The sequence below is a fragment of the Pseudomonas sp. LBUM1657 genome, from assembly GCF_059716075.1.
In genome coordinates, this window is record NZ_CP166799.1 from 6,138,007 (window position 1) to 6,155,081 (window position 17,075).

At 59.2% G+C, this 17,075-nt stretch carries 17 protein-coding genes; 12 read left to right on the forward strand and 5 right to left on the reverse strand.

The window, feature by feature from the left end:
- The first annotated feature begins 1 nt into the window (after position 1).
- Positions 2–1,000 carry a hydrolase gene (locus ACA055_RS28380; RefSeq protein WP_497681551.1) on the forward strand — a complete coding sequence of 333 codons (999 nt, stop codon included), beginning with the start codon at positions 2–4 and terminating at the stop codon, positions 998–1,000.
- 4 nt (positions 1,001–1,004) lie between these two features.
- The gene (locus tag ACA055_RS28385; RefSeq protein ID WP_497681552.1) at positions 1,005–1,844 is read left to right on the forward strand and encodes an AraC family transcriptional regulator; all 840 of its coding nucleotides are present in this window, start codon (positions 1,005–1,007) and stop codon (positions 1,842–1,844) included.
- 121 nt (positions 1,845–1,965) lie between these two features.
- Here the strand turns inward: ACA055_RS28385 and ACA055_RS28390 are convergent, their stop codons facing one another.
- Together ACA055_RS28390 and ACA055_RS28395 are read right to left on the reverse strand one after the other, a co-directional pair.
- On the reverse strand, positions 1,966–2,820 hold the full coding sequence (locus ACA055_RS28390; RefSeq protein ID WP_497681553.1) for a sulfurtransferase: 855 nt from the start codon (positions 2,818–2,820) through the stop codon (positions 1,966–1,968).
- 33 nt (positions 2,821–2,853) lie between these two features.
- On the reverse strand, positions 2,854–3,525 hold the full coding sequence (locus ACA055_RS28395; protein WP_497681554.1) for a TetR/AcrR family transcriptional regulator: 672 nt from the start codon (positions 3,523–3,525) through the stop codon (positions 2,854–2,856).
- 145 nt (positions 3,526–3,670) lie between these two features.
- On the opposite strand from ACA055_RS28395, the gene ACA055_RS28400 reads away from it, so the two are divergent.
- From ACA055_RS28400 to ACA055_RS28425, 6 genes are all read left to right on the forward strand, one after another.
- Positions 3,671–5,101, forward strand: coding sequence for a coniferyl aldehyde dehydrogenase (locus ACA055_RS28400; protein ID WP_497681555.1), 1,431 nt, complete (start codon positions 3,671–3,673; stop codon positions 5,099–5,101).
- A gap of 28 nt (positions 5,102–5,129) precedes the next feature.
- Positions 5,130–5,675, forward strand: a complete 546-nt coding sequence (locus ACA055_RS28405; RefSeq protein ID WP_497681556.1) for a twin-arginine translocation pathway signal protein — start codon at positions 5,130–5,132, stop codon at positions 5,673–5,675.
- Positions 5,676–5,806: 131 nt separating this feature from the next.
- The gene (locus tag ACA055_RS28410) at positions 5,807–7,402 is read left to right on the forward strand and encodes a GMC family oxidoreductase (RefSeq protein ID WP_497681557.1); all 1,596 of its coding nucleotides are present in this window, start codon (positions 5,807–5,809) and stop codon (positions 7,400–7,402) included.
- Between the two features lie 140 nt (positions 7,403–7,542).
- Positions 7,543–8,421 carry an SDR family NAD(P)-dependent oxidoreductase gene (locus ACA055_RS28415; protein WP_497681558.1) on the forward strand — a complete coding sequence of 293 codons (879 nt, stop codon included), beginning with the start codon at positions 7,543–7,545 and terminating at the stop codon, positions 8,419–8,421.
- A gap of 187 nt (positions 8,422–8,608) precedes the next feature.
- Positions 8,609–9,088 (forward strand): pantetheine-phosphate adenylyltransferase, encoded by a 480-nt coding sequence (gene coaD / locus ACA055_RS28420; RefSeq protein ID WP_074871700.1) that lies wholly within the window; start codon positions 8,609–8,611, stop codon positions 9,086–9,088.
- 102 nt (positions 9,089–9,190) lie between these two features.
- On the forward strand, positions 9,191–9,442 hold the full coding sequence (locus ACA055_RS28425) for a YfhL family 4Fe-4S dicluster ferredoxin (protein WP_497681559.1): 252 nt from the start codon (positions 9,191–9,193) through the stop codon (positions 9,440–9,442).
- Positions 9,443–9,592: 150 nt separating this feature from the next.
- Here ACA055_RS28425 and ACA055_RS28430 read toward each other — a convergent pair whose 3' ends face one another.
- From ACA055_RS28430 to ACA055_RS28440, 3 genes are read right to left on the reverse strand one after another with little or no spacing between them, the layout of a single operon-like run.
- A complete protein-coding gene (locus tag ACA055_RS28430) occupies positions 9,593–9,916 on the reverse strand; it encodes a multidrug transporter (protein WP_497681560.1) in 324 nt (107 codons plus the stop codon).
- Between the two features lie 50 nt (positions 9,917–9,966).
- A complete protein-coding gene (gene mutM, locus ACA055_RS28435) occupies positions 9,967–10,779 on the reverse strand; it encodes a bifunctional DNA-formamidopyrimidine glycosylase/DNA-(apurinic or apyrimidinic site) lyase (RefSeq protein WP_497681561.1) in 813 nt (270 codons plus the stop codon).
- Positions 10,780–10,807: 28 nt separating this feature from the next.
- Positions 10,808–11,623, reverse strand: a complete 816-nt coding sequence (locus tag ACA055_RS28440) for an HDOD domain-containing protein (RefSeq protein WP_497684504.1) — start codon at positions 11,621–11,623, stop codon at positions 10,808–10,810.
- A gap of 386 nt (positions 11,624–12,009) precedes the next feature.
- Between ACA055_RS28440 and ACA055_RS28445 the strand changes: the two genes are divergently transcribed.
- From ACA055_RS28445 to ACA055_RS28460, 4 genes are all read left to right on the forward strand, one after another.
- Positions 12,010–13,206 carry a class I SAM-dependent rRNA methyltransferase gene (locus ACA055_RS28445; protein ID WP_497681562.1) on the forward strand — a complete coding sequence of 399 codons (1,197 nt, stop codon included), beginning with the start codon at positions 12,010–12,012 and terminating at the stop codon, positions 13,204–13,206.
- 423 nt (positions 13,207–13,629) lie between these two features.
- On the forward strand, positions 13,630–14,709 hold the full coding sequence (locus ACA055_RS28450; protein ID WP_497681563.1) for a SagB family peptide dehydrogenase: 1,080 nt from the start codon (positions 13,630–13,632) through the stop codon (positions 14,707–14,709).
- Positions 14,706–15,683 (forward strand): diiron oxygenase, encoded by a 978-nt coding sequence (locus tag ACA055_RS28455; protein WP_497681564.1) that lies wholly within the window; start codon positions 14,706–14,708, stop codon positions 15,681–15,683. Before ACA055_RS28450 ends, ACA055_RS28455 begins: the two co-directional genes overlap by 4 nt.
- Complete coding sequence (locus tag ACA055_RS28460) at positions 15,676–16,896, forward strand: MFS transporter (RefSeq protein ID WP_497681565.1); 1,221 nt, start codon at positions 15,676–15,678, stop codon at positions 16,894–16,896. Before ACA055_RS28455 ends, ACA055_RS28460 begins: the two co-directional genes overlap by 8 nt.
- Positions 16,897–17,075 lie beyond the last annotated feature (179 nt).

A 17,075-nucleotide genomic window follows, 5' to 3' on the forward strand; every position in this document is an offset into this window, starting at 1 on the left:
CGTGTCCCATCCGCCAGAACGCTTCACCCCGGCCTTCGGCCTCGGCAACCCGCACTTGCAAACCTTGTGGGGACCGCTGTGGCGCAAGACCACGCATATCGAGCGCGAGCGCGAACGTCTGTGGCTTGAGGATGGCGACTTTCTCGACCTGGACTGGCACGGCCCTCACAGCGTCGATGCGCCGTTGGTGCTGGTGTTGCACGGCCTGACCGGCTCGTCAAATTCCCCTTATGTGGCCGGGCTGCAAAAGGCCCTGGGTGCTCACGGCTGGGCCAGTGTCGCGCTGAACTGGCGCGGCTGCTCCGGCGAACCCAATCTGTTGCCGCGCAGCTACCATTCCGGTGCCAGCGAAGACCTCGCCGAAGCCATCAGGCACCTGCGGGCCAAGCGACCGCTTGCGCCGCTGTATGCGGTCGGTTATTCCCTGGGGGGCAATATTTTGCTCAAGCATCTGGGCGAGACCGGCAGCGACAGTGGCGTGCTCGGAGCCGTGGCGGTATCGGTGCCGTTCCGCCTCGATCATTGCGCCGATCGTATCGGCCAGGGATTTTCGAAGGTTTATCAGGCGCATTTCATGCGCGAAATGGTGGCCTACATCAAGAACAAGCAGCGGCAGTTCCAGCATGACGGGCGCGAGGATGGACTGGCGGCATTGGCCGCGCTGGGCTCGCTGGAAAACATGCGCACCTTCTGGGATTTCGATGGCCGGGTGACGGCGCCGCTGAACGGTTTCGTCGATGCCGAAGATTATTATCGCCGCGCTTCAAGTCGCTATTTTCTTGGGGAGATTCGTACGCCGACCCTGATTATCCAGGCAGCCGATGATCCTTTTGTCTTTCCTCATAGCTTGCCCCAAGCCGATGAATTGTCCGACTGCACTCAGTTCGAGTTGCAGGCCAAAGGGGGGCATGTCGGCTTCGTCGATGGCACGTTCAGGCAGCCGGGTTACTACCTGGAACGGCGTATTCCGCAGTGGTTGACCGCCACAGGTCGCGAGTAAGGTCATGGAAATCGACCAGGGCGAGTCGATCCGTTTCTGGCAAACGGCGCCGTTGGCCGGTGTCGAGTTGCTGTCGGCGCGTTACATCGAACACCGTTTCGCGCCCCATGTGCATGACGGCTACGTGATCGGCATGATCATGGCCGGCGCCCAGCGTTACCGTTATCGCGGCGCCGAACACCTGGCGGGCAGTGGCACGCTGGTGCTGATCAACCCCGACGAATTGCACACCGGCCATAAAGGCACGGAGGACGGCTGGCTATACCGGGCGTTTTATCCCGACAGCGGTCAGATTCTTTCGTTGCTGGCAGAGCTTGAACTGCCGACCCACACCTTGCCGGCGTTTGGCGCCACGCTGTATCGCGACCCGGATCTGGTGAAGGGTTTCTGCCAGTTGCATTGCTTGCTGGAAGGTCCGTCCACGGCCCTGCAACAGCAGACGGCCTGGCGGGAACTGATGCTGTCGCTGCTGCAACGTCACGCAGCCGTTCCGATCGCCGGCAAACCCGGCAAGGAGCACCGGGCGGTGACCCTGGCCAAGGACCTGCTGCAATCACAACTGGCGGCGCCGCCTTCGCTGGAGGAACTCGCGGCGGCGGTAAACCTGTCCCCGTTCCACTTCGCCCGTGTGTTCCGCCGCGCGACTGGCATGCCGCCGCACACCTGGCTGATGCAGCAGCGCATCGCTCGGGCACGGGCGCTGTTACAAGGCGGCTGCTTGCCACTGGAAGTCGCGACGCAGTTGGGATTTGCCGACCAGAGCCATCTGAGTCGGCAGTTCAAGCAGGTTTACGGGGTGGGGCCGGGGGCGTATCGCAGTGCCCGGCAGTTACCGGGATATTGATAACGATAAAGATCCAAATGTGGGAGCGAGCTTGCTCGCGAAGACGGTGTAACAGTCAACGTTGATATCGACTGACCTATCGCTTTCGCGAGCAAGCCCCCGCTCCCACATTGGATTGGGACTATTCGCCCTTGGCGACGCCATGCGCGGGATCGTTGATCCACTCGCTCCACGAACCGGCATATAACGCCCCCAACGGGTAACCCGCCAGGCACAAGGCAAACAGGTTGTGACACGCCGTCACGCCGGAACCGCAATACGCCACCAGGTCGGTCGGTGAGCGATCACCCAGTTTGGCGGCGAAACGCTGCTTGAGCTGATCGGCGGGCAGGAAACGCCCGTCACTGCCCAGGTTGTCGGTGAACGCCGCACATTGCGCGCCGGGGATGTGCCCGGCAATCGGGTCGATCGGTTCCACTTCGCCCTTGAAGCGCGGCAAGGCTCGGGCATCAATCAAGGTCAGCGCGGGCTGACCGAGACGTTGCTGAAGCTGTTCTGCACTTAAGATCAGCGCGCTGTCCGGCGCCCCCGTGAAGGTGCCATGCTCAATGCCAGGCGCATCAAGACTCAGCGGTAACCCGGCCGCGTGCCAGGCCTTGAGCCCGCCATCGAGGATGAACACGCCGTCACGCTTACCCAGCCAGGCCAGCAACCACCAGGCCCGCGCCGCGTAGGCACCTGGACCGTCATCGTACAAAATCACTTCGCTGTCGGCATTGATGCCCCAGGCTTGCAGGCGCTCGATCAAGTTTTCGGACTCAGGCAGCGGATGACGCCCGGTGACGCCCTTGATCACCTTGCCACTGAGATCACGCTCCAGATCAGCGAAGCTCGCCCCGGCAATGTGCCCTTCGGAATAGCTGCGCTGACCGTAGTCCGGGTCTTCGAGGGCAAACCGACAATCCAGAATCACCAGCCCAGGCTGTTCTTTACGGTCATACAACGCTTGTGGGCTGATCAGTTGCGCAATCGGCATAAAGGGCTCCAGTGATGTTGTCGGTTTTCGATCCTACTGCACTTCTTCAAGCGCCTGGGCCAGCGGCACGTAAAACTCTTCGAACAATGCGTTTACCGCGTCGCGGGATTGATCCGTGACGAACCCGGCTTCAAGCACCAGCACCTGGTACACCCCGCGTTTGATCGCCTGCTCGCTCAAGTGACTGGAATTTTCCCGCGTGGTGCACAGAAAGCGCACCCAGGACGTGAGAATGATCCAGGCGTTGAGGGTCAGGGATTCGATCTGAACCCGGTCCATGTTCAGGATGCCTGCTTCGACGAAGCCCGCGTAGATGTGCGTGCCATGGATCAGGCAGCGCTGGGAAAAGCGCCGATAACGCGCGGCCAGCTCCGGATCGCTGTCGAGCAAGTGTTCGAGGTCGCGATGCAGAAACCGGTAACGCCACATGGCCGCCAGCAATTCCTGAAGGTAGAAACGCTTGTCTTCCACCGTGGCGGCGCGGCCCTGAGGCGGACGCAGGAAGCTGTCCACCAGGCTTTCGTACTCACTGAACAGCACGGCGATGATCGCCTGCTTGTTGGGGAAGTGGTAGTACAGGTTGCCCGGGGAAATTTCCATGTGGGCAGCAATGTGGTTGGTGCTGATGCTGCGCTCACCCTGCTGATTGAACAGCTCGAGGCTGTTCTGCACGATGCGCTCGCTGGTTTTGATCCGTGGGGCCATGGCTTGAGCTTTAATCAGAGTGCGTTGCCGGGCATCTTACGACCTATCCGGGAGTGGATAAAACAAAGCTGTGCCAGGATGTCATTTGACTTTTTAGAGCATAGACTCTAAAAAGTGCCTCATTACAATAAATCCGGAGCTGACCATGACTGCTGACATCGCCTACCTGCAGAACCTACAGCAGCCATTGGAAGAACTCCAGGCACTGTTCGATGCCCAGCGCGCCGCCTATGCCGCCAATCCGATGCCACCGGCCGCCCAGCGCCAACAATGGCTAAAGGCGTTACGGGACCTGTTGAACAATCAGCGTCAGGCCCTGATCGAAGCGATCAGCCAGGACTTCAGCCACCGCAGCGCCGACGAAACGCTGCTCGCCGAACTGATGCCCAGCCTGCACGGCATCCATTACGCCAGCCAACACCTCAAAGGCTGGATGAAAGCCTCGCGGCGCAAGGTTGGCGTGGCGTTCCAGCCCGCTTCGGCCAAAGTCGTGTATCAGCCGCTGGGCGTGGTCGGCGTGATCGTGCCCTGGAACTACCCGCTTTACCTGGCCATCGGGCCGTTGGTGGGGGCGTTGTCGGCGGGTAATCGGGTGATGCTCAAGCTCAGTGAATCGACCCCTGCTACCGGGTTGCTGCTCAAGGAATTGCTCGGCCGGATCTTCCCCCAAGACCTGGTTTGCGTCGTGCTGGGCGAGGCCGATATCGGCGTGGCGTTCTCTCGGCTGCCCTTCGATCACCTGCTGTTCACCGGCGCCACCAGCATCGGCAAGCATGTCATGCGCGCGGCAGCCGAGAACCTGACGCCGGTGACCCTCGAACTCGGCGGCAAGTCCCCGGCCATTGTTTCCCGCGACGTACCACTCAAGGACGCCGCCGAACGCATCGCGTTCGGCAAGACCCTCAACGCCGGGCAAACCTGTGTCGCCCCGGACTACGTGCTGGTACCAGAAGATCGCGTAGGCACCTTCGTCGAAGCCTATCGCCAGGCGGTTCGCGGGTTTTATCCGACCCTGACCGACAACCCGGACTACACCGCGATCATCAATGACCGACAACTGGCGCGACTCAACGGCTACCTCAGTGACGCCACCAGCAAGGGAGCGCTGCTGATTCCACTGTTCGACCAGGGCCAGGGGCGCCGCATGAGTCACAGTCTGCTGCTCAATGTCAGCGACGACATGCTGGTCATGCAGGACGAAATCTTCGGCCCCGTGCTGCCGATCGTTCCGTACAAAGACCTGGATCAAGCGTTTGCCTACATCAACCAACGACCTCGCCCACTGGCGCTGTATTACTTCGGCTACGACAAACGCGAACAAAACCGCGTGCTCAACGAAACCCATTCCGGTGGCGTGTGCCTGAACGACACCCTGCTTCACGTCGCTCAGGACGACATGCCGTTCGGCGGTATCGGCGCCTCGGGCATGGGCCATTACCACGGCCATGAAGGTTTCCTGACCTTCAGCAAAGCCAAAGGCGTGCTGATCAAACAGCGGTTCAACGCGGCGAAACTGATCTACCCGCCGTACGGTAAATCCATTCAGAAACTGATCCAGAAGCTGTTTATCCGCTAACGATCAACCCCTTCGGGTAATAACAAGAATGAGCCCAAGCCTGTCCGATACACCCGCGCTGTCACGGCGCGGCCTGCTTAAATTCAGCCTGGGCGCCAGCGCTTTCCTCGCCACCGCAGGCTTGGGCGCGAGCCTCAGCGGCTGCTCGTCGAGCATCCCGGCCAGTGGTTTCGCGATTCTGCGCAGCGGCGACTTGCTGTTTTTGCGAGCACTGATCCCGGTGATGCTCGACGGTGCCGTGGTTGTCGGGAAAATGCCGGCGGCCGTCGACGGCACCCTTGAAACCCTGGATATAGACCTGAATCACCTTTCGCCGGAAATGCTCAAGCTGACCCGACAATTGTTCGATGTGCTGGGGATGGCCGTCACGCGTGGACCGCTGACCGGAATCTGGGGCAGCTGGGAAAACGCCAGCAGCGAGGACATCCGACACTTTCTCGATCGTTGGGAAAACAGCTCGTTGAGTCTGCTGCGCATGGGCCACAGTTCATTGCTGCAACTGGTGATGATGGCCTGGTACAGCCGCCGGGAATCGTGGGCGCATTGTGGGTATCCCGGGCCGCCAACGGTTTGAAAATGGCGGTGCCCCCTTCGCGAGCAAGCCCGCTCTCACAGGGGACCGCGTAACCCCTTGTGGGACCGGGCTTGCTCGCGAAGACGTCAGCCGCCTCACCACCGAATCCAAAAGAATAAGAGAGCCTGAACATGCCCGTACCCGATCCGTTCCGCGAAGGCCTGGCCCGTGGCTGGAAAACCTACAACGGTTCGCAATTGACCCAGGACCTGACCCTCGAAGCGGATGTGGCAATCATCGGCAGCGGCGCCGGCGGCGGCACCACTGCGGAAATCCTCAGCGCCGCCGGCTACAAGGTATTGCTGATCGAAGAAGGCCCACTCAAGACCAGCAGCGACTTCAAGATGCTCGAAGACCAGGCCTACACCAGCCTCTATCAGGAAGGCATCGGCCGCATGAGCAAGGACGGTGCGATCACCATCCTCCAAGGTCGGGCGGTGGGCGGCACCACGCTGATCAACTGGACCTCAAGCTTTCGCACACCCGACCCGACCCTCGACCACTGGGCCAGGGAGCACAACGTCAAAGGCCACACGCCGGCCGAGATGGCGCCCTGGTTCGAGAAAATGGAACAACGCCTGGGCGTCGCGCCGTGGATGGTTCCGCCCAACCCCAACAATGATGTGATCCGCAAAGGCTGCGAAAAGCTTGGCTACACCTGGCATGTAATCCCGCGCAATGTGCGTGGCTGCTGGAACCTCGGCTACTGCGGCATGGGTTGTCCGACCAACGCCAAGCAATCGATGTTGGTGACGACCATTCCGGCGACCCTGGAAAAAGGTGGCGAGCTGCTCTATCTGGCCCGTGCCGAAAAACTGTCGATCAACGGCGACAAGGTCACGGGACTGCAATGCGTGGCGATGGACGAGCGCTGCGTCGAGCCCACGGGCAAGACGATCACGGTCAAGGCGCGGCATTACGTGCTGGCCGGTGGCGGGATCAACAGCCCGGCGTTGCTGTTGCGCTCCGAGGCGCCCGACCCTCACAAACGGCTGGGCAAGCGGACGTTTCTGCATCTGGTGAACATGTCTGCCGGGCTGTTCGATGAGGTGATCAATCCGTACTACGGCGCGCCGCAGTCGATCTATTCCGACCACTTCCAATGGCAGGACGGCACCACCGGCCAGATGTCCTACAAACTGGAAGTACCGCCGCTGCACCCGGCGCTGGCCACCACCCTGCTCGGTGGCTTCGGCCAGGAAAACGCCCAACACATGAAAAACCTGCCCCACACCCACGCGATGCTGGCGTTGTTGCGGGATGGTTTTCATCCGGACAGTCCCGGCGGCAGTGTCGAATTGCGCGGTGACAACACGCCAGTGCTCGACTATCAGGTTTCACCCTACGCCTGGGACGGCTTGCGCCGGGCCTTCCACAGCATGGCCGAGATCCAGTTCGCCGGCGGCGCCAACGCGGTGATGCCGATGCACGCCGACGCGCGCTATGTGAAAACCCTGGCCGAAGCGCGCACGTTGATCGACGGTTTGAGCCTTGAGTTGTATCGCACCCGTCTGGGCAGCGCTCATGTGATGGGCGGTTGTGCCATGGGTGAGGACCCCAAAACCGCTGTGACCGACAGCCTTGGCCGGCATCACCAGATCAGCAATCTGTCGATCCACGATGGCTCGCTGTTCCCCACCAGCATTGGCGCAAACCCGCAATTGTCGGTCTACGGATTGACGGCGCAACTGGCGACTTCGCTGGCCGATTGTTTGAAAAGCTCTTGAATCCTCAGAATCACGTAGCTGACCTGTTATTTCTGACAGTAGATCACTCGGTGCTTGAGGCGTAGCTTCGAAAATACCACCCAACGGCCTCTGGGCCATACCGGGCAAAGAATACTTTCGAACACGCGGAGCGCCACGACATGAATCCAGACTTCAACACTCTAGACGGTCAAGTTGCGGTGGTTACTGGCGCCGGCCGAGGCATCGGAGAAGTCATCGCCCGGACATTGGCACACGCCGGCGCAACCGTCGTATTGATGGGGCGTTCCGCAGCGCATTTGGACGCTGTAGTGCAGCAAATCCGCGACAGCGGCGGCCAAGCATCCGCCATGACGCTGGATGTGACCGATGCCGCCGCGGTAAAACTGCGTTTCGAACAGATCACCGAACAGTTTCACACCATTGACCTGTTGGTGAACAACGCCGGCAATATGGGGCCATTGGGCAAAACCTGGGAAGTGGAGCCGACGCAATGGTGGAACACGCTTGAGACACATCTGCTTGGTAGCTTTCTTTGCGCCAGCGCGGCGCTCAAAGTAATGGCCCGAAACCGCCGGGGCCGCATTATCAATATTGTCAGCCACGCAGGCGTCTATCGCTGGCCGGCGGCGTCCGCTTACTCAGTCGCCAAGGCGGCAATGATCAAATTCACCGAAAACGTCGCCGTGGAAGCCAAATCCACCCAGGTCAAGTTGTTCTCGCTGCATCCGGGCATAGTCATCGGGGCAGGGCTGGTCAGCCAACTGAGCGAACACCCGAATATCCCGGGCTCCGACCTTGGCAATCTGCTGGCCTGGGTAGAAAAGCAACGACAGGCCGGCCACTCGGTCGCCCCGGCGGCCTGCGCACACCGCGTACTTGAACTGGCCACTGGGCACTTCGATGCCCTCAACGGTCGCTACCTCACGGTGCATGACAACTTGTCGGTTCTGCTGGAGCAGGCGCCCCAAATTCAACGCAGTGACGCTCTGACGTTGCGTTTGAAGCCCATTGACTTCAACGACCCCACTGACCTCTGAACATCTGTCAACCGCGGGTTTCGGGGCGCTTCGGTAGACGATCTGGCAGGTAACCGTGAAAAAGACGAGGGAAGGATTGGAATATTCCAATCGTCTATAGTGCTTTCTTACCCAAAAGGCGACTTGGCCGACCGGGAAGGCTGCGATACCATCCGACTCCCCAACGGACTCCCGCCAGGACGACGCGATGAACCGAGTGTTGTACCCAGGTACCTTCGACCCTATTACCAAGGGCCATGGCGATCTGGTCGAACGCGCCGCGCGCCTGTTCGATCACGTGATCATCGCCGTCGCCGCCAGCCCGAAGAAAAACCCGTTGTTTCCCCTGGAACAACGTGTGGCGCTGGCCCGCGAGGTCACCAAACATCTGCCGAACGTTGAAGTCGTCGGCTTCTCGACGCTGTTGGCGCACTTTGCCAAAGAGAAGAACGCCAACGTGTTCCTGCGCGGATTGCGCGCGGTATCGGACTTCGAATACGAATTCCAACTGGCCAACATGAACCGTCAGTTGGCGCCGGATGTGGAAAGCCTGTTTCTTACGCCGTCCGAGCGTTATTCATACATTTCCTCGACGCTGGTGCGTGAAATCGCAGCCCTGGGTGGCGATATCACCAAATTCGTCCACCCGGCGGTGGCGGACGCACTCACCGAGCGCTTCAAGAAGTAACGACCGCTAAAGCGGCGCCCGCGTGCACTGCGGGCGCCAATGCGGCACAATTGTGCGCATTGGTTTATTACGCCCGGGCCCGCCGCCCCGGCTGGAGTTAGCATGTCCCTGATCATCACCGACGATTGCATCAACTGCGACGTCTGCGAACCCGAGTGCCCGAACGCCGCCATTTCCCAGGGGGAAGAGATCTACGTGATCGACCCGAACCTGTGCACGCAGTGTGTCGGCCACTATGACGAACCTCAGTGCCAGCAGGTCTGCCCGGTGGATTGCATCCCACTGGATGAAGCGCATCCGGAGACTGAAGAGCAGTTGATGGCGAAGTATCGGATCATTACCGGCAAGGTTTGAGCCTGATAGTTTTGTAGTGCTTGGGCCGGCCTCTTCGCGAGCAAGCCCGCTCCCACATTTGTTCTGGGGTGTCAGCCACACCGAATACCTAATGTGGGAGCGGGCTTGCTCGCGAATACGTCATTAGCTACACCAAAGATATAACTGACTTCACTCCCGCTGCTCAAACCCCTCCCCGATACACCCCAGACACCGCACAAACGCGGCTTTCCCGGGATCAACCACCAGCGCCTTCCCTACATCGCCAATGCCGCCATCGAATGCGGTAAACGGCAGCGCCACCACAAACAAACCGGCACCGATCACTGTGGCCACGATCAACAAGGGTCGGGCGATCAGCAAGTCACCGATCATGGCGTACGCGGGTGGATTCTGGATGGTGTAACGCGGGTCACCGCTGCCCGTGTTGGCCGCCAGCGCGGGCGTGCCGACGCTCAGCAGCAAAACGACGGCAAGGGTTCGAAACAGGTTCATGGCACGGTCCTTCGACTAGGCAGTGAGCACTGACTATAGACCCAGAGACCTCAGCTCTGACAGCGCGGGCAAAAAACGCTGGCGCGCTGCCCGAGTTTCACTTCCCGCAGCCCCGTCCCACAGACCTTGCAGTGCTCACCACCGCGCCCATAAACGAACAGTTCCTGCTGGAAATAACCCGGCTGACCGTCTCCGCCGATAAAGTCCCGCAGTGTGGTGCCACCGCGCTCGATGGCATGGACCAGGATGCGCTTGATCTCAATCGCCAGTTTCAGATAACGCGCCCGAGAGATGCTCTTGGCCTCGCGGCGCGGGTCGATACCGGCGGCGAACAGCGCTTCAGTCGCGTAGATATTGCCGACGCCGACCACCACCGCGTTGTCCATGATGAACGGCTTGACCGCCATGGAGCGCCCACGGGACTGCTGAAACAAACGTTCGCCATCGAACAGGTCGGTCAACGGCTCCGGCCCCAGGCGAATCAATAATTCGTGATTGAGCGGGTCGAGGCTCCACAGCATCGCGCCAAACCGGCGCGGGTCGGTGTAACGCAGGGCCAGGCCGGACTCCAGTTCGATGTCCACGTGTTCATGCTTGGCCGCCGGCATGCCGACTTCCACCAGGCGCAGGTTCCCCGACATCCCTAAATGGCTGATCAACGTACCCACTTCGGCATTGATCAACAGGTACTTGGCGCGCCGCTCCACCAGCACGATGCGCTGGCCGGACAGCCGCACATCGAGATCTTCGGGAATCGGCCAACGCAGACGCCGCTCACGCACGATCACTCGGCTGACGCGCTGGCCTTCCAGATGCGGCGCAATCCCGCGGCGGGTGGTTTCGACTTCTGGCAGTTCAGGCATGGTGCTCTCGAATCAGGCTGTCCGACGCTCAGCGGTGAGTGCCGAGGTCGCGAATCGTTTGTTTGAGGGTCTCGAAGTCATAGTCCGAAAGACCGACGTAATCGAGCACCAAAGGCGCAATGCTGTTCCATTCGTGGTCCTCGTTCTGGTTGCCCAGCACCCGGTAGGACGCACAAATGTGCTCGGCCATCTTCAGGATCGCCAACAGGTTCTTCAACTGGCAGTTGCGCGACGACTCATCACTGAAAATTGCCAACGCATTATGGTGATTGGCGATAGCCGTGCTCACATGCTCCGGCAGGCGCCAGGACTTGGCCGTGTAGTATCCGACCACGGCGTGGTTGGTGTTGAACACCCGGTTCTCGGTGTCCACCACGCGGCATTCGGCACTGGCGCTGGCGTAGGCCTCTTCCAGCACGGTCATGTAGTTGGGAAAGCGCTGAAGCATCAACGGCACGCCGCAATCGTGGAACAAACCCAAGGCGTAGGCTTCATCGCCGGCCTGGCCGCCAATGCGCTTGGCCAGGGTCAGGCAGGTCATTGCCACGTCTTGAGCGGTGTCCCAGAAACGGTTCAAGGTGACGATGGTGTCGTCGTTCATTTCACCCTTGATCGACTGCGCGTTGATCAGGTTGATGATCGAACGGCTGCCCAACAGGTTCACCGCACGCTGGATCGAGGCGATCTTGTTGCTCAAGCCGTAATACGGCGAGTTGACGATTTTCAGCAAGGCGCCAGAGAGGCCTGGGTCCTGGGAGATCAGCTTCGCGATCACCTCCAGGTCAGGGTCGGGCATGTACTGTTCCATCTGCAAATCCACCATGATCTGCGGCTGGGCCGGCACGCTGATGCCTTGCAGGGACTGTTGAATCTGTTCGGTGGTCAGCTCTTGGGACATAAGTACACACTCTGGGTCAGGCGGCGATTCTAACCTTTATAAAGTTGGATCCGACACACCGGTAGGCATATCTCGGGAACTTTCATTCAAGCTCGGGCTTCGGACTTGGAATGCCCACGGGCAAGCACTCTGTCGCAGTGATGTTCGAAACTGCCTTCGCGAGCAAGCCCGCTCCCACATTGGATCTGCGTCGTACACAAACTCTGTATTCGCCGGGGATCCAATGTGGAAGCGGACTCGCTCGCGAATAGGCCATCAGCGTTTCATCGCCCGCCAAACCCGCCACATGCCTCAACACGCTATACTCCCGCTCTTTTTTCCGGAGCGACGTCATGTCCCTGCCTAGCCTGCGCCTCAAAGCCAACGCCGACCGTCGCCTGCGAAACGGCCACTTGTGGGTCTATAGCAACGAAATCGATGTAGCGGCGACCCCTTTGCACGGCTTCAAGGCCGGCGATCAGGCGATCCTCGAAGCCGCCGGCGGCAAGCCGTTGGGCATCGTCGCCATGAGCCCGAACAACCTGATCTGCGCCCGCCTGCTGTCGCGCGACATCAAGTTGCCGCTGGACAAGTCGCTGCTGGTGCATCGCTTGAACGTGGCCCTGTCCCTGCGCGAGCGCCTGTTCGACAAGCCATTCTATCGCTTGGTCTACGGCGACTCCGACCTGCTGCCAGGTCTGGTGGTCGACCGTTTCGGCGATATCCTGGTGGTCCAGATTGCTTCGGCGACCATGGAAGCCCATAAAGAAGACGTCATCGCGGCACTGACCCAAGTGCTCAAGCCAAGCGGCATTCTCTTCAAGAACGATTCCGCCGCCCGTGATGCCGAAGGCCTCAATCGCTACGTCGAAACCGTGTTCGGCCTGGTGCCGGAGTGGGTCGCGCTGGAAGAGAACGGCGTGAAATTCGAAGCGCCCGTCATCCAGGGACAGAAAACCGGCTGGTTCTACGACCACCGCATGAACCGCGCGCGCCTGGCACCGTATGCCAAAGGCAAACGCGTGCTGGACCTGTACAGCTACATCGGCGGCTGGGGCGTGCAAGCAGCCGCGTTCGGCGCCAGTGAAGTGTTCTGCGTCGACGCTTCAGCCTTCGCCCTCGACGGCGTCGAGCGCAACGCCGCGCTGAACGGTTTCGCCGACAAGATGACCTGCATTGAAGGCGACGTGTTCGAAGCCCTGAAAGAGCTGAAAGCTAGCGAAGAACGTTTCGACGTAATCGTGGCCGACCCGCCGGCATTCATCAAACGCAAAAAAGACATGAAGAACGGTGAAGGTGCCTACCGTCGCCTGAACGAGCAAGCCATGCGCCTGCTCAGCAAGGACGGCATCCTGGTCAGCGCTTCGTGCTCCATGCACCTGCCCGAAGACGATCTGCAGAACATCCTCCTGACCAGCGCCCGTCATCTGGATCGCAACATCCAGATGCTAGAGCGTGGCGGCCAGGGTCCGGACCACCCGGTTCACCCGGCCATCGCCGAAACCCGCTACATCAAGAGCATCACCTGCCGTCTGCTGCCAAACAGCTGATGACATCGATATGACGGGGGGCCAGCAGGCTCCCCGCCCTATCACCTGCAATTGAAATCCCCCTCTTCTTACGCTTGCGGTCTTACTGACTTGCAGGACGTTTCCGCGCATCGCTTATTTTCAAGAATATAACTTACAAATATTCGCCGTTCTTAAGATCGCTCCGACAAAATTACTGGAATATTCCTACTTAACTTCCCCTTGATAAGAACTCATTACAAACTATGATTGTGTTGTCACCAAGAGGTGGCACTCACATCAATGACAAGGAGTTCACAACATGAAAGCAATTACTCTGGAAGCTAACAAAATCGCCAACCTGGCTTTTCTGGTTTCACCAAAAGCCCGCTAAGTAAATGAGACGCTGGGGAGGCCGGCCACCCAGCGTTTTTTATGGCACAAACCAGAGTGAGTCGCCCATTGATGCATATAAATCCGTATATATTCATACTTCCTCGTTCGCCAGGAAAAATAGTCTGGGATTACAAAAACCACAAACAGTTTAAATTGAGCCCCGAATACTCTACCCGTCTTACAACCCTTATTAACGACCCCGAAAAGTTTGATGACAGCAATACAATTGACTCTCAGTTTCTGGATGCCGGAATACTTACAACGACAGTAGAAGACACTATCGAATGGGGCTGGGACGAACTATCAAAGATATTTCATATCGGCACCAAGAACATTCCTTTTGAACATATCCCCAAAGACATACATGAATGGTCAAGACACTATCTGGACCATTGCACCGAGGTACTGGCCACACCCGCACCCGCGGTCAGACGTGTGGAACGTCCGGCAAGCGAGCGGATCGCCCTGCCTCAACCTTCCCGCCTGCCGGAAAGCGCTCTTGCAACCGTCTTGATCAGCCGAAAGTCCTGTCGCGTTTTCACGGATGAAGTGGTTTCCCTGGAACAGGTCAGCACTCTCCTGTACTTGTCCCTTGGTTATCTGCGAGAGCGTGAAAACGATCTCGACGAAACCATTGCAGACGGACTCGGCGCCCGGCGCAGCAGCCCATCGGGTGGCGGACTTAATGCCTGCGAAGGCTTTCTTCATGTACAAAACGTCAGCGGCCTGAAACCCGGGCTCTACGCCTACCACCCCGCCGAACATGCGTTGAGCTTCGTCAATCCACTGCCAGAGTCGTCCTTGGGCCAATTGTTGTGCGGACAACATTTCATCAACAACCTGCCGGTGGGTCTGTTCATCACGGCTCGCTTCGACAAGCTCTGGTGGAAATATGAACACTCGCGGGCGTATCGAATGGCATACGTCGAGGCCGGTCATATTTCCCAGACCTTTCAACTGGTGGCCACCGCACTCGGGTTGAGGACGTGGCTGACCGGCGCACTGGCGGACGATCAGGTCGAAACGTTGCTGGAGATCGAGGACAGTGCAGAACAACCGTTGTTTTTTGTGGGCTGCGGCCAGAGCGACGGACAAGTGATGTGCAAGGAATTGAAAGCGCTGCTGAGCAGCCAGGGCGCACAACAATGACCGGGGCCGGCACATTTCAGTTGCCCATGCCCGACGCCTGGGCCGAGCGCTTCACACTCGGCGACTGGAACACGCGAGCCTCGGTACGAACCAGCGAGCACACCTATCAATTGCCATCAGACCTGGAACAGCAACTGGGCACACGACACTGGTTCCCTCCGGCGTTCCTGCCTTACCTGAATCACCCGGCAATCGACAGAGCAGGAAGCGCGATCACCCATCGGCTGTCGGCCAACCATCTGGTGTATTTCCTCGACTACACCACCCTGCTCGAACATCGCATCGTCAACCGCTCCGTGGAAACCATCGTTCACGATGAGCTCGGCGCCTGTATCCCGCGACGAATGAAAACGGCCGCGCTCCAGCTCTATACCGACGAGGGTTATCACGCCCTGTTCTCCAACAGGCTCGCCGAGCAGATTGCCGACCACTACGGCATGACCCATCGCCCGGTGATGCCGCAGCGGATTACTCGCCTGAACGCCTTGATCGACGGTGCCCCGGACAGGCACAAGGCGCTGGCCTGGTTTCTCGTCGGTTTCGTCTCAGAGACGATTATCGCCAGGGAACTGCTCGAGGTTTGCCGCGATGTGCTGGTATCCAGCGTTCAGGAAATGTTCAGGGACCATCTCGCCGACGAGGCGCGACACAGCCGCTACTTTTGCGAGGTGTTCCATTATCTGTGGCTGACCCTGAACAGCAGCCAACGAACGTTCGCCGCCCGGCAGTTGCTGGACATCATTCAGGCTTTCTTCGAGGTCGATGAGCGATGGCTGAAGGAAAGCCTGCAGGGCGCAGGCATCAGTAGGGCATCCATCACTGAAATCATCGATGGTCTGACAGACTCGCAAGCCTGCCTTCAGCGTGCCCGATCGGGGGCGGGCGCAACGCTTCAAGCGATGGAGAAGGCCGGATTCTTCGATCTGCCTTCCAACCAGCAACTCTTTGCAAAGGCGGGGCTTGTCGATGGATGAAAGAAAACCTGAAGTCAGTGCCGAAAAACGTCGGGCCGCGATCATCCTGCTGCTGACCATGGTGTTGCTCGGGGTCTTCCCCCTCGACGTCATGCTGCCGTCCTTCCCGGCGTTGGCCGAACACTTCCGCACCACGCCGGCCGACATTGCGTTGTCCATCAGTCTGTTCGCCGTCGGCATTTCCCTTTCCCAACTATTGATCGGCCCCCTGTCGGATGCCATCGGGCGCAAGCGCCTGCTGCTGGTGGGGATGGCGGTTTCGATCATCGGTGCGACAGGTTGCGTCCTGTCCACTGAGTACACCTGGTTCCTGGTGTTCCGGATGGTGCAGGCGATCGGTTGCGGTTGCTTCGTACTCTCGCAGGCGTTGATTCAGGATCTGTTCGAAGGCGAGGAGCGTGACCGCCTGAGGATTCTCATGGTGACCGCCACAGGTGTTTTCATTTCTGTTTCACCACTGGCCGGTACCTTTCTGCAAGCCATGCTGGATTGGCCGGGTAGCTTTATGGTGTTCACCGCACTCACTGGTGCGGTGTTTCTCAAAGCGTATTTTTTTCTTGAAAGCGCTCACTCCGGTGCAACCGGTGGTCGACCAAACATCATTCAGTCCTATAGGCGGGTCTACGGCGACTTCAAGTTTGTGAGCTACTGGTTGATATCGGCCTTTGCCTTCGCCTGCCATTTTTCTTTCATCGTCATGTCGCCTCTGATTTTCATGGAGCGACTTCAGTTGTCGGCCTATGACTTCTCGCTAACCCTGTTGATTTACGGTGCCGCCTACCTGCTCGGGGGGGTTGCTGCGACATTGTTGAGCCGTCGAATCAGCGGCGGCCATCAGATCATTATTGGATTGAGCCTGATTCTGCTGTCAGGCGTGAGCATGCTTTATCTCTCTGTCCAATTTGCGCTGTCGACAACAACCGTGCTGATTCCAATGATCATCTGCACAGCCGGTACCACCGTCGCTCGACCGGCCGCAACGTCCAAAGCCATGAGCCTGTTCCCGGACAATGCAGGGACCTCGGCATCGGCCGGGAGCACACTGATTTTCATTTGCGGTGGACTGATCAGCGCACTGGTCAGTTTGAGCCCCGCCAATCTGCAAGCCACGCTGGGTTACAGCTTCATCTTCCTGAGTGCACTCGCGCTGGCACTGAACAATCGCATCAACAACCGCACCAAAAGCATGAGCCCCAGCCCGGATTGCGAATAACCGCTGCCAGTCGTCATCCCACACGCTCCGTCAGTGCAGGATCAACCTTTTCCGGCATTCCCTCCTGACGCCAGCCGTGTAGAATCGCGACATTCATCGCCAGTCATCCCCCGGCGGGTTTATGAGCTCAAGCTGAAGCGCGCGGCGATCCCGCAAAGTTATCGGCAACTTCCGGACAC